Here is a 16195-nt window from a genome sequence, read left to right as displayed (position 1 = left end):
TATTTGATCAGCAAAAATTTATTTGCAGTTATCTCAAATATTTAGCTAATATGCGTCACAATTAATACTGCCACCAACATTCACTGGTGCAACCACAATCTCTTGTAGGTCTACTGTAGGCAGGGGCAACTAAATTGTGGCACTTTGGATATTAGTGGCTAGAAGCACCTTGGAACGGGAATATAAGGAACTTCCACTATGCTGATTTGCCCTCAGTGTAAATTTGAAAACCCCAAAGCTAATAAATTTTGTCAAAACTGTGGCACCTCCCTAACTCATCTGGTTTGCCATGAATGTGGTACAGAAGTACCATTGAATGCCCAAAGTTGTGATAACTGCGGTGCAGAATGTGGGCAAATTTGGTTGGCCATTATTACAAAGGAAGGAAGCGGGGACTGGGAATTAGGCAGTTGGCAAGATGATCAGGATGATTTACCAACTTTACCTCTTTCCACGGAATATACTGTACCGCTTGCTGCGAGACCTGTTTTAAAAGCAGGTTCTTACATAGATAAAGAACAACGTTATCAACTGTTAAAACCTCTACCCATCTCAGAAGAGAATACAACCCAGACAGAATTTTGTGTGCGAGTTTTGGATTGTCAACCGTATCAAATATCACCTATTGAAGCAATATTAGAAAATCAAGACACAGGATTGTTAACATCCGCAGGTAGAGAAATTAAAATTCCTCGGTTAGCTAAAGCTTATGTACAATTACAATCAAAAGGGCAAGCAGAAATACCAGTAATTCACGATGCTTGGCAAGAAGGTAACACCCAGATTTTGCTAATTGAAGACCGTTCTGATTGGCCAAGGTTAATTGAACTCTGGAAAGAAGAGACCACGAGTTCGTTACAAATTTTACATTGGTTTTATCAAATGACCCAGCTTTGGGCATTATTAGAACCAATGAAATGTCGTCAAAGTCTGCTGGAATTGTCGAATCTGCGATTGGATGAAGACCAAACACTAGCGTTAGCAAGATTGTATGGGGAGGTTGAGGCACAAGTAAATGCCGAAACTGAAGATGAGACATTATCGCTGACAGAACAGCCTTTTAGTGTAAAAGTGTTGGGTGAGATTTGGCAGGAGCTATTTAGGCAGTCTCAACGTACGCAATTTGGTGCTGTATTGCAGATTTTTGAGGATTTAAAATTAGGGAAAATTCAAATGATTGCCCAGTTGCGATCGCGTCTAGAAGCGATCGCCACAGAACTAGAAGCATCGCCAATTCCCAGTTTTTCGCCAACCGCCAACCAACATCCAACGGCACCCACCATCATCCAGTTAGAAAATGAACGAGATGAAGACAGTGCTGGCAAAAGCGATGATTTACCCACCATTGTGCTATCAATGCAATTAAGCAGTCTAGAAGATGTTGGACGCACAGACGTAGGTCGTCAGCGTCAGCACAACGAAGACTACTTTGGGATTGACACGAAAGTTGAAAAGCTAGAATTTCCCAAGAACCGAGTCTTCCAAGCCCGTGGTTTGTATATCCTCTGCGATGGAATGGGTGGCCATGCTGGTGGTGAAATAGCTAGTGAATTGGCTGTTAACACAGTGAGGCAATACTTCCAAGAACTTTGGACAACTGATCAGCGCCCAACTGAAGAAAATATGCGCGAGGCAGTTTATTTGGCGAATGAAGCAATTTATCAGTTAAATCAACAAGATGCCCGTTCGGGAGTTGGGCGTATGGGTACTACTTTAGTCATCCTCTTGATTCAGGATACCGAAGTAGTAGTTGCTCATGTGGGAGATAGCCGACTCTACCGCTTAACTCGCAAACGAGGGCTAGAACAAATCACCGTAGACCATGAAGTTGGACAGCGAGAAATTGCACGGGGAGTAGAACCCAGCATAGCTTATGCACGTCCAGATGCTTATCAATTAACGCAAGCTCTGGGGCCGCGTGACGAAAGCGCTATCTACCCCGATGTTGAATTTTTTGACATTAATGAAGATAGTTTGCTAATTCTCGCTTCTGACGGTTTATCAGATAATGATTTACTAGAAACCCATTGGAATACTCATTTACTTCCTTTGCTAAGTTCTGGCGCTAACCTAGAACGGGGTGTTAATGAATTAATTGATTTGGCAAACCAAAAAAATGGTCATGACAACATTACTGCAATACTTGTACGGGCAAAAGTTCGCCCAAACATGGAAAGTCAAAAGTAAAAAGGTAAAAGTTAAAAGTCTTTTTCCTTTTAATTTTTAACTTATTAATTGCTACTCTCTATTTTTTATGCAGGTTTTATTGTGGTTATTGTGACACTGTTAGAACCACAAAACAAAACACCTCTGAAACAGTGGTGCTTTGATAACTCCGCCGTGATTCGCATTGGTCGAGCGGCGGATAATCATGTGGTTTTATCCGATAGTTTGGTTTCCCGACATCATCTAGAACTCAGGCAAATCAGTGCTGATAACAATGATGAATCTTGGCAGATATATAGCCAAGGTACAAATGGTACTTTCCTCAATGGCATTTTAGTAATTCAAAGTCCACTACCTAATAATGCAGTTCTGCAACTGGCACAGGGAGGGCCAATACTGCAATTTCAAATTCAAGAAATATTACCCGAAAGTAGTACAGCAGAAGAACAATTAGCTGCATCAGTGTCTTTAAGTCATGACCCTGCCAGAGCCGCTTACACTTGTACCCATGAAGGTAATTCTTCACAAAATTTGTTTTGCATCCATTGTGGTCAACCACTAGTCGTGCAACAGACGATTCGTCAGTATCAGGTGTTGCGAACATTAGGACAAGGTGGTATGGGTACCACTTATTTAGCTTGGGATACAAAAGGTTGGATGACTGGAAATCCGCAACTTTTGGTCTTAAAGCAAATGAACGCTGATATGGCGAAAATTGCTAAAGCTCAAGAATTATTTGAGCGGGAAGCTCATACGCTGAAATCACTAAATCATCCAGGTATCCCCAAGTATTACGACTTTTTTGTGGAAGGTGGGAAAAAATACTTGGCTATGGAATTAGTTCATGGGCAAGATTTGGAAAAACGTGTTCAGATGACTGGGCCTGTAACACCCGGCCAAGCGATCGCCTGGATGATTCAAACCTGCGAAATTTTAGACTATTTGCATAGCCAAGAACCACCACTAATTCATCGTGACATCAAACCCGCTAACCTGATGGTGCGAAATGCCAATAATCATATAGTGGTGCTAGATTTTGGTGCTGTTAAAGAAATTGGCACGACACCAGGCACTCGAATTGGTGCAGAAGGCTATTGCGCTCCCGAACAAGAACGGGGACAACCTCTGATTCAATCAGATTTATATGCCATTGGGCCAACACTAATTTTTCTGCTGACTGGGGAAAATCCTTTTAAATTTTTCCGCCAAAAAGGACGAAATTTCCGGTTTGATGTGGCAAACTCTCCCACGATTACACCCCAAATCAGAGAGGTGATTGAATGTGTTACAGAGCCATTGCCACGCGATCGCTATCAAACTGCCAGGGAATTAACTACTGCATTAGCCGCTTGCAAGGTATAGGTTGGGGAGTTGGAATTGGGGAGTTGGGAGGAATAAATAATTATTTCCCCCTTGTCTCCCTTGCTTACTCCCTATTCTTCATCCCATGCTTCTACTGATAGCAGTTCACTGATTGGGTCTTGCATACTGAAGCCAAAGTCTAACAGTTCCTGTTTCCAGTGCTGCCAGTCATTGCCATAGAGAAAGGCAATTTTCCAAATGCTATCAGTTGGTTTGATGATATTGGATTCTACGAGTGATTGCACGTTACGCTGCAATTTCACCATTGGGTGAATTACTTGCTGAGTCATAACCTAGATTGAATTCAGATTTCGTTTGGGTAAATGCTTAATCAAAACTGCTTTCCGCTTGGCAATTGTTATCGATGCGTAGAGCGTTGGAATTGGTAAAGCTAGTCTTAACTTTCTAACTATACCATAACAAACACTGCTTATTTTTGGGAAAATTCGGTTTTGTACGGTAATTACCACCACAAAACTGAGAAGTTTCCTTACACGTCATCGTGTATGCGTAACGAAAAAATGAGCCATCTTGACAGTTGCACTGATAACACAAGTTAAAGTTACAGAATTTTATCTACCTCAGCCATCAGTATGTGAGTAATTGTTTGAAAAACAAGGATTTCGGCTGGTTTGAGGTTTTGAAGACACGGCGAAGGAGAGTTTACCGCGTATCTTTATACGTAATCAAAGATATCGCAAACATCTAACAGTAGATATGTTTATTACAAAAATTTATAAATAATTAATTTTCTCATAGAGATTAAACAGCAGCCTAGCTAGATATTTCATTGCTTGAGTATGCCACTGAAGAATTATAAAAACTTTACAATCTAGATGATAGTTTCTTGAAGGTGCTGGGTACTCTCATAACTGGAGGCTTGCTGGCACCTCAGTATTTCTGACAGCAACTATTAATACATGTCTAATTCTGGGGATGATTATATTATTTCCCGACAAAAGAAAATTGAGCAGAAGAAAAGGATTTTAACGATAGTAGGCTTAGTATCTTTCGTGGGTTCTACGGTATTTGGGGTGATTACTGGGGTACAACAAACACATCAGCAACCTCCAACAAAGAATGTATCTCTTGAGTCTTCTTTACAGCAACAAGCACGGGGTTATGAACTAGTTTTGGAAAGGGAACCAAACAACCAAGTTGCTTTAGAAAAACTAGCTATAGCTCGACTGCATTTAAAGGATACCAAAGGTGCGATCGCGCTGATGGAAAAGTTAGTGCAACTGCATCCTGACAGACAAGACTATAAAGTTGTTCTAGAAGATGTCAAAAAGCAGCAAATTAAGAGCGATCGCTAAGGCTTATTTGACTACTATCAAAAAAAAAAATATTGGTTGAACGTAACCCATAACAGTAAATTAACAAATATGAATCAACATATATTATTATCTACAGAAGATCCGGGAGTTGGTGGAGTTGCACAATACAATCACGCACTTTTATGTAAATTAGCCAAATTAGGTTATCGAGTTACTTGTCTACAACCTTTTACAGTAAATGATAGTGTAATCAGCCAGCAAAAACATCTAGGGATTGAGCATATTTGCTTAACTCAAGAAGTTATTCAAAATTTATCTCAAATTTTAGCAACATCAGGTAATCAGCCTGATTTAATTATTTGTAGTAATACCAATCCTTTTGCTAATTTAAATATTAAACACATTGCTATTCAACTTGGTATACCTTTCATTATTATTGAAGGTCTTGTTGAACCTCACTTAGCAGAGCAGTTCTCAATTTATTTAGAACACTTATCTCATCACTATAATAAAGCTAAGTCAGTAATTGCAGTTTCATTTGAGAATTTAAATTTATTACACCAACTGTTTAAGCTACCTAAAAAATTAGGTGAAGTTATTTATTACGGACGACCTCCACAATATTTCACTGATTGTGATTTAGATTTACGTAAAACTTTACGACAATCACTAAATATTCCTTCAGATGCAGTAGTTTGCTTCACTGCTGCTCGCATAGAAACACGAAAAGGTTATCAGTTTCAATTAGAGGTAATTAAACGTCTAATCAACAGCACAATATGGAATAATCTTTACTTTATTTGGATAGGTGCTGGAATTTTTGAACCACAACTTGAAATCAGCTTGAAAGAAGAAGTTGAGCAACTAGGAATAAGCAATAAAGTTATTTTTTTAGGACAGCGATCTGACGTTTCAGATTGGCTGAACACTGCTGATATTTTTGTTTTCCCTTCTGTATTAGAAGGAATGCCTTTATGTGTTATGGAAGCGATGGCTAAAGGATTACCAGTCATTGCTTCAGCCGTGAGTGGTATTCCTGAAGAATTGGGTGAGACGGGTAAACTGCTGACTGACCCTAAAGTTGATCCACAAGCCACAGTTAGTGAATTAGTCAGCATTCTTGAAGACTGGGTAGTTAATTACCAGTTACGCTACTCAATTGGTCAAGCGTGCAAGGCAAGAGCAGAAGAGATGTTTAGAGAAGAACGGATGCTAGAACAAACGATGGCAGTAGTTGAAAGAGCATTATTACCTGATGGAGATTATGTTTCACCAGGTTTAAAAATTATCCAACCGAGCCAATTTTTCCCTAATATGATTGTGGGTGATCCAAGCACTTGTAAATGGCCTTATTTACGTAATGAGATTCCCCATAATTGGTATGTAGATCAGAGACAACCAAGTATTGGATTTCTCAGTCGAGATGAGGCACATATTGTCTACAATACAGCACTTCAGTTTAAGGGTAAAAGAGCTTTAGAAATTGGCTGTTGGCTTGGTTGGTCTGCTTGTCATTTAGCTTTAGCAGGCGTTGAATTAGATGTAGTAGATCCTCTATTAGAAAGACAAGATATTCATGACAGTGTAAGAAATTCTTTACAAGCTGCTGGTATTTTTGATTCAGTAAATCTTGTGGCTGGTTACAGCCCACAAAAAGTAGATGAGTTAGCCCAGCAATTACAACGTAAGTGGTCTTTGATATTCATTGACGGTGATCATGAAGCACCAGGGCCACTCAATGATGCGATCGCCTGCGAACAATTAGCAGAACCTGACGCATTGATTCTATTTCATGATTTAAACTCTCCTGATGTAGCCCAAGGCTTAGACTACTTCAAGCAGAAAGGGTGGAACACAATGGTCTACCAAACTATGCAAATTATGGGGGTAGCTTGGCGTGGAAACGTTGAACCAGTGCAACATCAGCCTGATCCAAAAGTTAATTGGAATTTACCAAAGCATTTACAACATTATTCTGTCAGTGGAACATCTGAGACTCCATCAATAAACGAGTTTCAGGAGATTTTAGATGTTATCAGACCATATACTCTCCTGAGCGAAGCTCGGCTATATTCACTTTACTCTCTAGCAAAGCAAGTTTGTTTAGAAAATATCCCTGGCAATTTTGTGGAGTGCGGAAGTTATAAAGGAGGAGCAGCAGCACTTTTAGCAGTTATTATCCAACGCTACAGTTTATCCTCAAGATTGCTATATGCTTGCGACACTTTTGAAGGAATGCCAGAACCGACTGAATTTGACTCCTGTAATGGAACACCTGCAAACCTGACAGGCTATGGTGTTGGTACTTTAAAAGCTCCAATAGCAGAATACTTAGAATCTATCTGTCAACGTTTAAATGTCCAGGATATTGTTGTACCCGTAAAAGGTTTATTTGCAGAAACATTACCTCAGTATAAGTCCAAGATAGGCAGTATTGCTTTTCTACATGCTGATGGAGATTGGTATGAATCAACAATGGACATTTTTAATAATCTCTATGAGAGTATTGTTCCTCATGGCAGAATTCAGATAGATGACTATGGCCATTGGGAAGGTTGTAAGAAAGCAATACATGAGTTTGAACATCAAAAAAAGGCGATATTTAATTTACACACAATTGATTACACAGGTGTATGGTTTGAAAAGTTAGATACCTTTAAACAAAGGGTTCCGAAAATTGTTGTTGATGGCATATTTTTTCAACTCTACCAAACTGGGATTGCGCGTGTCTGGAAGTCATTATTAGAAGAATGGGCAACCAATGGATTTGCTAATCATATTGTTGTCCTTGATCGTGGCGGTACTGCACCTAAAATTTTTGGAGTTAGGTATTTAGATATTGTCAATTATGACTATAACAACACTGAAGCTGATAAACAGATGCTTCAACAAATCTGTGATGATGAAGGCGCAGATTTATTTATTTCTTCTTACTACACCACTCCATTAACCACACCTTCTGTATTCATGGCTTATGACATGATTCCAGAAGTGATGGGATGGAATATGGATAATCCTATGTGGCAGGTAAAACATCAAGGTATCCAGCACGCATCGGCTTACATAGCAATTTCAGAGCATACAGCGCATGATTTATCAAACTGTTTCCCTGAGATACCTGTAGAGTCTATTGCTGTGGCTCATTGTGGAGTAAGTAGTACTTTTTCGCCAAGTAAACTTGAGAAAGTTAATGTATTTAAAGCTAAATATGGCATTACAAAACCTTACTTTATTTTAATTGGTACAGGAAATGGTTATAAGAATAGTATGTTATTCTTTCAAGCATTTTCGCAACTCGCTAGTAGTTATGGATTTGATATTATTTGTACAGGTAGTGGTGGGATATTAGCACCTGAGTTTAGAGATTGTACTTCAGGTAGTAATGTTTATATGTTGCAGCTGAGTGATGAAGAGTTAGCAACGGCTTATTCTGGTGCATTGGCTTTGGTTTATCCTTCTAAATATGAAGGTTTTGGAATGCCAATTGTTGAAGCAATGGCTTGTGGGTGTCCCGTGATTACTTGTCCAAAGGCTTCCATTCCTGAAGTTGGAGGCGAGGCGGTAATATATGTGAATGATGATGATATAAATGGACTAGCAAATGCTTTATGTGATGTGCAGAAACCTAGTATTCGTCAAGCATTAATTGAGGCTGGTTTAGTACAAGCACAAAACTTTTCTTGGTCAAAGATGGCAAATATAGTCAGTACTGCTTTGATTAATGCTAGTCTGCTATCTTTAAATCTTAAGGAAATTAATCTAGTTGTTTTTCCTGATTGGTCGCAATCAGAAGATGTGGTTGGTTTAGAGTTAGAATCTGTAATTAAAGCGATCGCAACTTATCCTGATAGCCAAAAAACCACTCTACTAATCAACACAAGTAACATCTCTGCTGAGGATGCAGAACTGTTACTCTCTGGAATTACAATGAATCTGCTGATGGAAGAAGATTTGGACATCAGTGAGGGACTAGAAATTTCTTTGGTTGGTAGTTTAGCATATATTCAGTGGCAAGCTTTATTACCCCGTCTCAACAGCCGAATTATTTTGGAACATGAAGATAAAGCGGTTTTAGCAGAATTATCTATAGAATCACTACCACCTTGCGAACTAGAAAGCTTGATTAATCAACTCTGTGTTTTACAGAGTTAAGTAAAATGTGTTTCGGATATGCAAAAATTTGGCAGTTTTAAAAAATGATAATTGGCCGTAACGCATCTTATTTAGTGGTGCGTTACCCATTGCTTTAATACATACTTAAGTTTCATGTTTATTCTCAAAATCTGTTTGTATAATATTTAAAAATCGGAGGATTTATATTGATTAGTACAGAAAAAGAATCCATCAATGATTTAGATAACCTGAATACAAGTAATATAAATATAATTATCTTTCCTGATTGGTCACAGCCAGAAGAGTCTCTTTGTCTAAATTTAGAAAAGGTGATTCAAACGGTGAATCATCATCCTGACAGTAACAGGATAAATTTAATTATAGATAGTAGTAATGTTACTGAAGATATCGCTAATTTAGTATTATCTGGCGTATTGATGAATCTTTTGATGTCAGATGATTCTGATACAAGTAGTACAGGATGTGAAATTTCTATAATTGACAGTTTAGATGCTGAATGTTGGGAGATGATATCTGCCCAAATTATTTTAAATGATGGTAATAGGGAAGATTTAAGTTATTCGCCAGCCGATAATATTCCAAAATATACAATAGATGAATTCTGTAATATATCGATAGTTCAACTTATTTATAATTTGGCTAATAAGTTATGCCAAGAAGGACAATGGCAAGCTGCGATCGCACAATATCAAAAACTGCTAGAATTTCAAATCTATAGTTTAGAAATTTATGGTAATTTGATTCATTGCTATAGAAGTTCCCAGCAAACAGAGGCGTATTATGCAACCCTGAATCAGGCGATCGCATTATACCCTACTGAAGGTAGCTTACATTTTTCGCTAATTATTGATCTGCGTCGTAATGGTCGAACCAAAGAAGCAATTGCTAGTGCTGAGAATGCTTGTAAATGGATCCCTGATGACTATACTTTTAAACTCTTGAAATATTTAACAGTTCCCAGTATTTATGATCATGAAAATGAAATAAATTTTTATCGCCAGCGCTATATCCAAGGATTACAAGATTTAATTGCACAAACCAGCCTAAATACTCCAGAATCAAAAAATAATGCCTTAGCTGGTATAGGTCGGCTGACAAACTTTTATCTATCTTATCAAGCACAAAATGATCGAGATTTGCAAAGTCAATATGGACAATTAGTCCATAAAATTATGGCTGCAAATTATCCCCAGTGGGTTGCGCCTTTATCCATACCAAATCTCCAGCCACAGCAAAAAATTCGCATTGGCTATGTTTCCCATTTCTTACATTCTTATAGCGGTACATTATGGTTAACTGGTTGGCTGCGCTACTGTAATCATCAACTCTTTGAAATTTACTGTTACTATACAGGAAATGAACCAGATCCAGTAACAGAACAATTTCAAGAATATAGCGATGTTTTTCACCATATTCCTCATAATTTGTCAGGTGTTTGTGAACAAATAATTGCTGATAATTTACATATTTTAGTGTTTCCTGAAATTGGCATGAATCCGCAAACTATGCAAATTGCTGGACTGCGGCTTGCACCTGTACAATGTGTCGCTTGGGGACATCCTGTTACAACTGGTTTACCAACAATTGATTATTTTTTATCTAGCGAGTTAATGGAAACAGAAAATGCACAAGCACATTATTCTGAGAAACTAATTCGCTTACCAAATATTGGTGTATCTTACCCCAAACCTTATATTCCTCCAATTATCAAAACTCGCTCAGATTTTCAACTTCCAGATGATGCGGTAATTTATTTATGTTGCCAAGCACCGTTTAAATATTTACCACAATATGATTTTATTTTGGCGGAAATTGCGCGTCGTGTTCCGCAAGCGAAATTTGTATTTTTGCGGGGAACTTTACTCCAGCCACGACTACAACGCGCCTTTACTGCGATTAATTTGAATAGTGAAGATTACTGTGTATTTTTGAGTATCCCAGAACGTTTAGACTATTTGATGATTAACTTACTTGCAGATGTTTATCTGGATACTTTTACATGGTCTGGTGGTAATACTACCTTAGAAGCGATCGCTTGTAATCTTCCGGTTGTCACTTGTCCAGGAGAATTTATGCGTGGTCGTCACTCCGATAGCTTTCTTAAAATGCTGGGAGTAACCGGCACCATCGCGCAAAATGCCGCAGAATATATTGATATCGCCGTCAAACTAGGTCTAGACTCTACTTGGCGAAACAACATAGCCGAAAAAATGAGTCAGAATCATCATCTACTATTTGATGACCAGGCTTGTGTTACTGGGCTAGAAAGTTTTTACAGGAAAGTACTGAGTGCTGAGTAAATATTTTATACCCTGTCACCTGTCACCTAAAATAACTCCCTACTCCTCATTTTGACCAACACGGCGAATATTGACAATATCGCTCATTTTTTTAATTTGGACAAACACTTGTTCTAGTTGGGAGCGATCGCGTATATCTATACCTAAATCCATTAAAGCTGGTTGTCCAATAGCTGTTTTGACTTGTGCATGGCGGACGTTAATTCCTTGGTCGCTTAACCGCGATAAAACATCTTTTAAAACGCCAACACGGTCAAGAGCTTCAATTTGGATATTAACAGGGTAAGTGTGGGGACGCGCCCTAGTTTCTACAGCGGAGTTCCATTTTACTGGTATTAGGCGATCGCACTCCACATTATCCAGATTATGACACCCTTGGCGATGGATAGAAATTCCTCGTCCTCGTGTTACTACGCCAATAATTGATTCACCAGGAATCGGTGTACAACACCCAGCCAGATGATACACTAAACCTTCCACCCCTACGATTGGCGAATCACTGGCACGGGAGCTACTGTGAGGTAATTCTCGCAAAGCTTTGGCTGTTGCTGATGATTCTTTAGGGACAAATGGCGGTATCACCATTGTGGCAGGTTGCTGTGCCTTGACAACTTCTCGCCAGCGGTTGAGTACCAAATTCAAGGTAATTTCGCCATAACCCAAACCTGCGAGTAAATCTTCTACGCTGTGATAGTTGCACTTTTCCGCAACAGTCTGCATAGAGTCTGATTTTAGCAAACTCTCAAACCCAGTTTTACCGAGTTCTTTTTCTAACAAGTCTCGTCCACGGGTGACATTTTCTTCGCGGCGCGATCGCTTATACCATTGTTTAATCCGATATTTTGCCGTAGAAGTCCTGACAAAATTCAACCAGTCTAAACTGGGATGGCTATTCTTTTGGGTAAGAATTTCCACAATATCGCCATTTTGCAACCTTGTTGATAAAGGTACTATGCGCCCATTCACCCTTGCGCCGGAACAATGATTGCCAACTTCTGTATGAATGCGATAGGCAAAATCTATACTGGTAGAACCAGGATTTAAAGATACAACATCGCCCTTGGGAGTGAAGACATAAACATCGTCTTCAAACAAGTTATCTTTGACGCTATCTAAATATTCTTGAGCATCTTTCAGGTCACTTTGCCATTCTAATAGCTGGCGTAACCACGTAAACTTTTCATCAGATGCTGTGAACGGACTATTAGAACCACCCGTTTCTTTATATTTCCAATGGGCTGCAATCCCATATTCCGCGATATGGTGCATTTCCAGGGTACGAATTTGGATTTCTAAAGGACGACCAGTCAGACCAATTACCCCAGTATGCAAAGATTGATAACGGTTGGGCTTAGGTAATCCTATATAGTCCTTAAATCTACCAGGAATCGGACGAAAAGCATCATGAACAACAGCTAAAGCACGATAGCATTCTTCATTCGTTTGGACAATAATTCGCAGCGCGGCTAAATCATAAATTTCATGAAATTCCTTTTGCTGTCGCTGCATTTTTTGATAAATGCTATACAAATGCTTGGGACGACCGCTAATATCTAAGCAGTGTATTCCAGCATGTGGCAAACGTTCTCGCAAAATTGCTGTAGCTTTAGCTAATTTCTCTTCTCGCGCCGTGCGTTTTTCTGAAACATGCTGCTGCATTTGGCGAAAAGCTTCCGGTTCGAGATATTTAAATGCTAAATCTTCTAATTCCCACTTAATATGCCAAATACCTAAACGGTTGGCTAAAGGTGCAAAGATATCTCGTGTTTCTTGGGCGCTGCGACGACGACTGTCTTCTGACATGTATTGCAGAGTTCGCATATTATGCAAACGATCTGCTAACTTAACGACAATAACTCTGATATCTTGAGCCATCGCCAAAAACATCCGACGGAAATTTTCGGCTTGGCTTTCGGTTTTACTTTTAAAATTAATCTTAGAAAGCTTAGTTACACCTTCGACTAGCTGCCGTACTTCTGAGCCAAATAGCTCTTCGATTTCTTCAATTGTGACATCTGTATCTTCAACTACATCATGAAGAAATCCAGCTGCTATCATAGCAGGACTACCCCCTAAATCACGTAGCAAACCTGCTACGGCGACGGGATGACAAATATATGGTTCTCCAGATTTGCGAAATTGTCCATGATGGAGTTGGTAGGCAAAGGTAAATGCTCGACAAATTAACGAAGCATCATTCTGCCTTCTTTCTTCTGCTTCGCCACTTCTTGGTGATGACTCTCGCAAACATTTGTTGAGCCATTCTGGAAGTGTAACGTCAATTGAAGTACTAATAGCTATGCCGCTCATACAAGAGGTGATCGGAGGATAGTAGAGATGGACGAAATTAACAGCATCAATCTGGTGATGATCCTGTTTCCCTCATGGGGGGTAGTAAATGCAGTGTGAGGATGATGACTCAATTGCCTGTGGTAGTCATCCATTTTAGCTTTCAACAAGCATAAGCTGGACAAACCATAGATGGCTAATAAAGCCTCAAAGGGGGATTTGAGGCTTGTGATAGTAGTAATGGTTCAAGAAGATATACTGTAGAAGAAAAATTTCTTGTCATTAATACTATCTTAAATGGCACTAGATGTCTTTAAATTGTGAGAAATATCAAGCACTAGCAAATTTATTAGTGCAATTACGTTCTGATATCTCGGCTGTGCAACTTGACAAAAGTCAACTGCGACAGCGTGTTGCTGATTTGCAGCAGTTATTTCAACAAGAGATTGTACCTTTAGCAACAGCAGACTCAAAAGAGCAGTCTTTTCGGACGGAAATTAGTAAACAATTGCGTTTATTAGAAATTGATGTCACCTTTTTGCAAGGCGCTCGGCAAACTGCAACAGCACAAGCAAGACTTCAAACCATAAGCGATCGCCTCACTACCTTAATTCAATATTGCCATGCAATACTGCAACAAGAGACACCAGAAGTCACTGAAGATTAGTCTGGCTGTCAAGTTTTGCCGTTAAATGAATCAGGATCAAAGAAATCTTGTAGCCAACGTAGAGTCTTTAAGTTTATGAAGATTTAATGCTGAAATTTCTCGGACTTACGCAAAACCCCTCTTCACTTCTCATTCTTCCGTGGCCTCTGCGTCTGTGTGGTTAGATTTTCTCTAACCCGTACTTAAGCACAATAGATATAAACCGGGTTTTTTCCAGATTTGAGTAATCAAATCTCGGCTGATGAGCCATGAAAAACCCGGTTTATCATTTTTACACTATTCCAGTCAATATTCCCCGACTATCTCATATCGGGAATGTTTCTGTCATCTAAGCTCTTGCCCAAGGCCCCCAAATAGCCAAAGTAATCCCAGGTGTTTGAATGTTCACAAACAAGGTTCTACCATCTGGTGAGAAGCAAGCACCTGCAAATTCACTATCATTCAAGGCATTACGGGCAAAATTATAAATTTCTCCGTTGGGAGTCACACCTCTTAAGAAGTTGTCGCCATCTCCATCTTCGCAGAGAATGAGATCGCCAAAAGGTGCCACCGTGATGTTATCTGGCATATCGAGTACATCTCTGGATTGAGACTCGACAAACAATTCAATAGTCTCTTGTGTGGGGATGTAACGCCAAACTTGACCAGCTTGTGCAGCACCACCACTTGTACAACAAAAATAAAATTCTCCGTTACCATACCAGATACCTTCTCCACGGGCAAAGGTAGCTGCGCCTAAATCACGACCTTGCAATCGTACAGTGTCTCCATCTAGTGGGTTGGGGTTGGGAATAGTCACCCATTCCACACCCAATTTTTGACCCCGAATAAAACCGCTGTTAGAGGTGTTTACTCTCGGTTGATTGACGATTTTCAACGCTTGCAGAGTACCACCTGCTTTTAAATTGCCGCGTACTTTGGGAATAAAACGATAGAACAGGCTATCTCCTCTATCTTCAGTTTCATAGACTATGCCAGTTCTTGGGTCTACTGCTACAGCCTCATGGTTAAATCTTCCCATTGCAACTAAAGGCTCTGGAGTGACCGCAGAGGTCGCACTAGCTGGAACTTCAAAGTTATAGCCGTGATACTGTATTGCACCAGTAGCAGAAGGTCTAGTGGTATCTTCTTCACAGCTAATCCAAGAACCCCAAGGAGTTGGGCCACCTGCACAGTTACGAATGGTGCCACTCAAAGAAACAAAGTCCTTGATTAGTTGGCGATTAGCACCAACAACTAATGTTGTTGTACCACCTGCGGCCTTATTATCGTAGGGTTTTGGGCCTTGGGTGCGGGAACTAGAAGTGAGGCTTAGTTCGTGGTTACGAACCAAAATAACTGTGTTTCTGGGGCCTGGAAAAGCAGCCATCCCATCATGAGCGCCTGGCACTAAAGTACCATCGGTCATGAGTTCGCCTGTACGAGAAAAAGTTCGATATTGAAATCCAGGTGGTAAATCTAACAAGCCATTAGGATCAGGAACCAACGCACCATAACCTGTGCCAAAAATAGGTTGACCATTGGCTTGTCTAGCATAAAGAGCTTCTAAAGGCGAGGCTAATAATGTACCAGCGGCACTTGCCCCAGCTAATGTAAAGAATTTACGTCTTGATAATTGCATTTGATTACAAATGGAAATGCTTGGAAGAAGTTATGGGAAATAGATTAAGCTTAGGTAATGCTTTATTTAAAACAGAGTTATAAAAAGTCGACATAATACATTTATAAATGCTGCTAATAGCGCTCTTAAAAAGCATCGATAGCAGCAAAAAAATTTTACAAAATATCTATGCAGAAATTGGCAAAATTTTAAATCAAATAGTGCTTTAGCAGAAGATAATACAAATAAAACAACAGTTGTAAATATTTAATTGATTAAACACTAAGTTAATATATATGCTTATCTCTTAAGAGGGTTAGAGAATAGTGATCGCCATAAATTCACTTATTTGTAGCGGTACAAAATATAGTTAAGTCAAGGTTAAAATTAGTTTAAATAA

Annotated in this window: 9 protein-coding genes; 6 read left to right on the top strand and 3 right to left on the bottom strand. The window is 39.3% G+C overall.

Features of this window, described 5'->3' with window-relative positions; all coding sequences use genetic code 11:
• Positions 1-198 precede the first annotated feature (198 nt).
• Both NCWK1_RS06355 and NCWK1_RS06350 read left to right on the top strand, forming a co-directional pair.
• Positions 199-2187 carry a serine/threonine phosphatase gene (locus tag NCWK1_RS06355; RefSeq protein ID WP_103124114.1) on the top strand — a complete coding sequence of 663 codons (1989 nt, stop codon included), beginning with the start codon at positions 199-201 and terminating at the stop codon, positions 2185-2187.
• A gap of 81 nt (positions 2188-2268) precedes the next feature.
• Positions 2269-3528 (top strand): FHA domain-containing serine/threonine-protein kinase, encoded by a 1260-nt coding sequence (locus tag NCWK1_RS06350; RefSeq protein ID WP_096585400.1) that lies wholly within the window; start codon positions 2269-2271, stop codon positions 3526-3528.
• A 71-nt stretch (positions 3529-3599) separates the two neighbouring features.
• Here the strand turns inward: NCWK1_RS06350 and NCWK1_RS06345 are convergent, their stop codons facing one another.
• Positions 3600-3818, bottom strand: coding sequence for a DUF4327 family protein (locus NCWK1_RS06345; protein ID WP_096581264.1), 219 nt, complete (start codon positions 3816-3818; stop codon positions 3600-3602).
• 630 nt (positions 3819-4448) lie between these two features.
• On the opposite strand from NCWK1_RS06345, the gene NCWK1_RS06335 reads away from it, so the two are divergent.
• The 3 genes from NCWK1_RS06335 to NCWK1_RS06325 all read left to right on the top strand — a co-directional run bounded on the left by NCWK1_RS06335 (position 4449) and on the right by NCWK1_RS06325 (position 11239).
• Positions 4449-4844, top strand: a complete 396-nt coding sequence (locus NCWK1_RS06335; protein ID WP_096581260.1) for a tetratricopeptide repeat protein — start codon at positions 4449-4451, stop codon at positions 4842-4844.
• A 69-nt stretch (positions 4845-4913) separates the two neighbouring features.
• Positions 4914-8957 carry a glycosyltransferase gene (locus NCWK1_RS30050; RefSeq protein WP_103124113.1) on the top strand — a complete coding sequence of 1348 codons (4044 nt, stop codon included), beginning with the start codon at positions 4914-4916 and terminating at the stop codon, positions 8955-8957.
• A gap of 617 nt (positions 8958-9574) precedes the next feature.
• A complete protein-coding gene (locus NCWK1_RS06325) occupies positions 9575-11239 on the top strand; it encodes an O-linked N-acetylglucosamine transferase, SPINDLY family protein (protein ID WP_103124143.1) in 1665 nt (554 codons plus the stop codon).
• 39 nt (positions 11240-11278) lie between these two features.
• On the opposite strand, the gene NCWK1_RS06320 is transcribed toward NCWK1_RS06325, so the two are convergent.
• Positions 11279-13549: a RelA/SpoT family protein gene (locus tag NCWK1_RS06320; RefSeq protein WP_103124112.1), complete on the bottom strand. Its 2271-nt coding sequence runs from the start codon at positions 13547-13549 to the stop codon at positions 11279-11281.
• Positions 13550-13835: 286 nt separating this feature from the next.
• Between NCWK1_RS06320 and patD the strand changes: the two genes are divergently transcribed.
• Entirely contained in the window at positions 13836-14195 is a 360-nt protein-coding gene (patD, locus tag NCWK1_RS06315) for a heterocyst frequency control protein PatD (protein ID WP_096581254.1), read from the top strand.
• 328 nt (positions 14196-14523) lie between these two features.
• Here patD and NCWK1_RS06310 read toward each other — a convergent pair whose 3' ends face one another.
• A complete protein-coding gene (locus NCWK1_RS06310) occupies positions 14524-15816 on the bottom strand; it encodes an alkaline phosphatase PhoX (RefSeq protein WP_103124111.1) in 1293 nt (430 codons plus the stop codon).
• Positions 15817-16195: the final 379 nt, after the last annotated feature.

It is taken from the genome of Nostoc cycadae WK-1 (assembly GCF_002897135.1).
In the GTDB taxonomy this organism is placed as follows: domain Bacteria; phylum Cyanobacteriota; class Cyanobacteriia; order Cyanobacteriales; family Nostocaceae; genus Nostoc_B.
Note: the sequence above shows the minus strand (reverse complement) of the source record. Positions and strands in the feature narration are given on the sequence as shown.

Coding starts and splice junctions, on each gene's coding strand:
- NCWK1_RS06335 (WP_096581260.1), top strand. CDS start 4,449: ATGTCTAATTCTGGGGATGATTATATTATTTCCCGACAAAAGAAAATT.
- NCWK1_RS06345 (WP_096581264.1), bottom strand. CDS start 3,818: ATGACTCAGCAAGTAATTCACCCAATGGTGAAATTGCAGCGTAACGTG.
- NCWK1_RS06320 (WP_103124112.1), bottom strand. CDS start 13,549: ATGAGCGGCATAGCTATTAGTACTTCAATTGACGTTACACTTCCAGAA.
- NCWK1_RS06310 (WP_103124111.1), bottom strand. CDS start 15,816: ATGCAATTATCAAGACGTAAATTCTTTACATTAGCTGGGGCAAGTGCC.
- NCWK1_RS30050 (WP_103124113.1), top strand. CDS start 4,914: ATGAATCAACATATATTATTATCTACAGAAGATCCGGGAGTTGGTGGA.
- NCWK1_RS06355 (WP_103124114.1), top strand. CDS start 199: ATGCTGATTTGCCCTCAGTGTAAATTTGAAAACCCCAAAGCTAATAAA.
- patD (WP_096581254.1), top strand. CDS start 13,836: ATGTCTTTAAATTGTGAGAAATATCAAGCACTAGCAAATTTATTAGTG.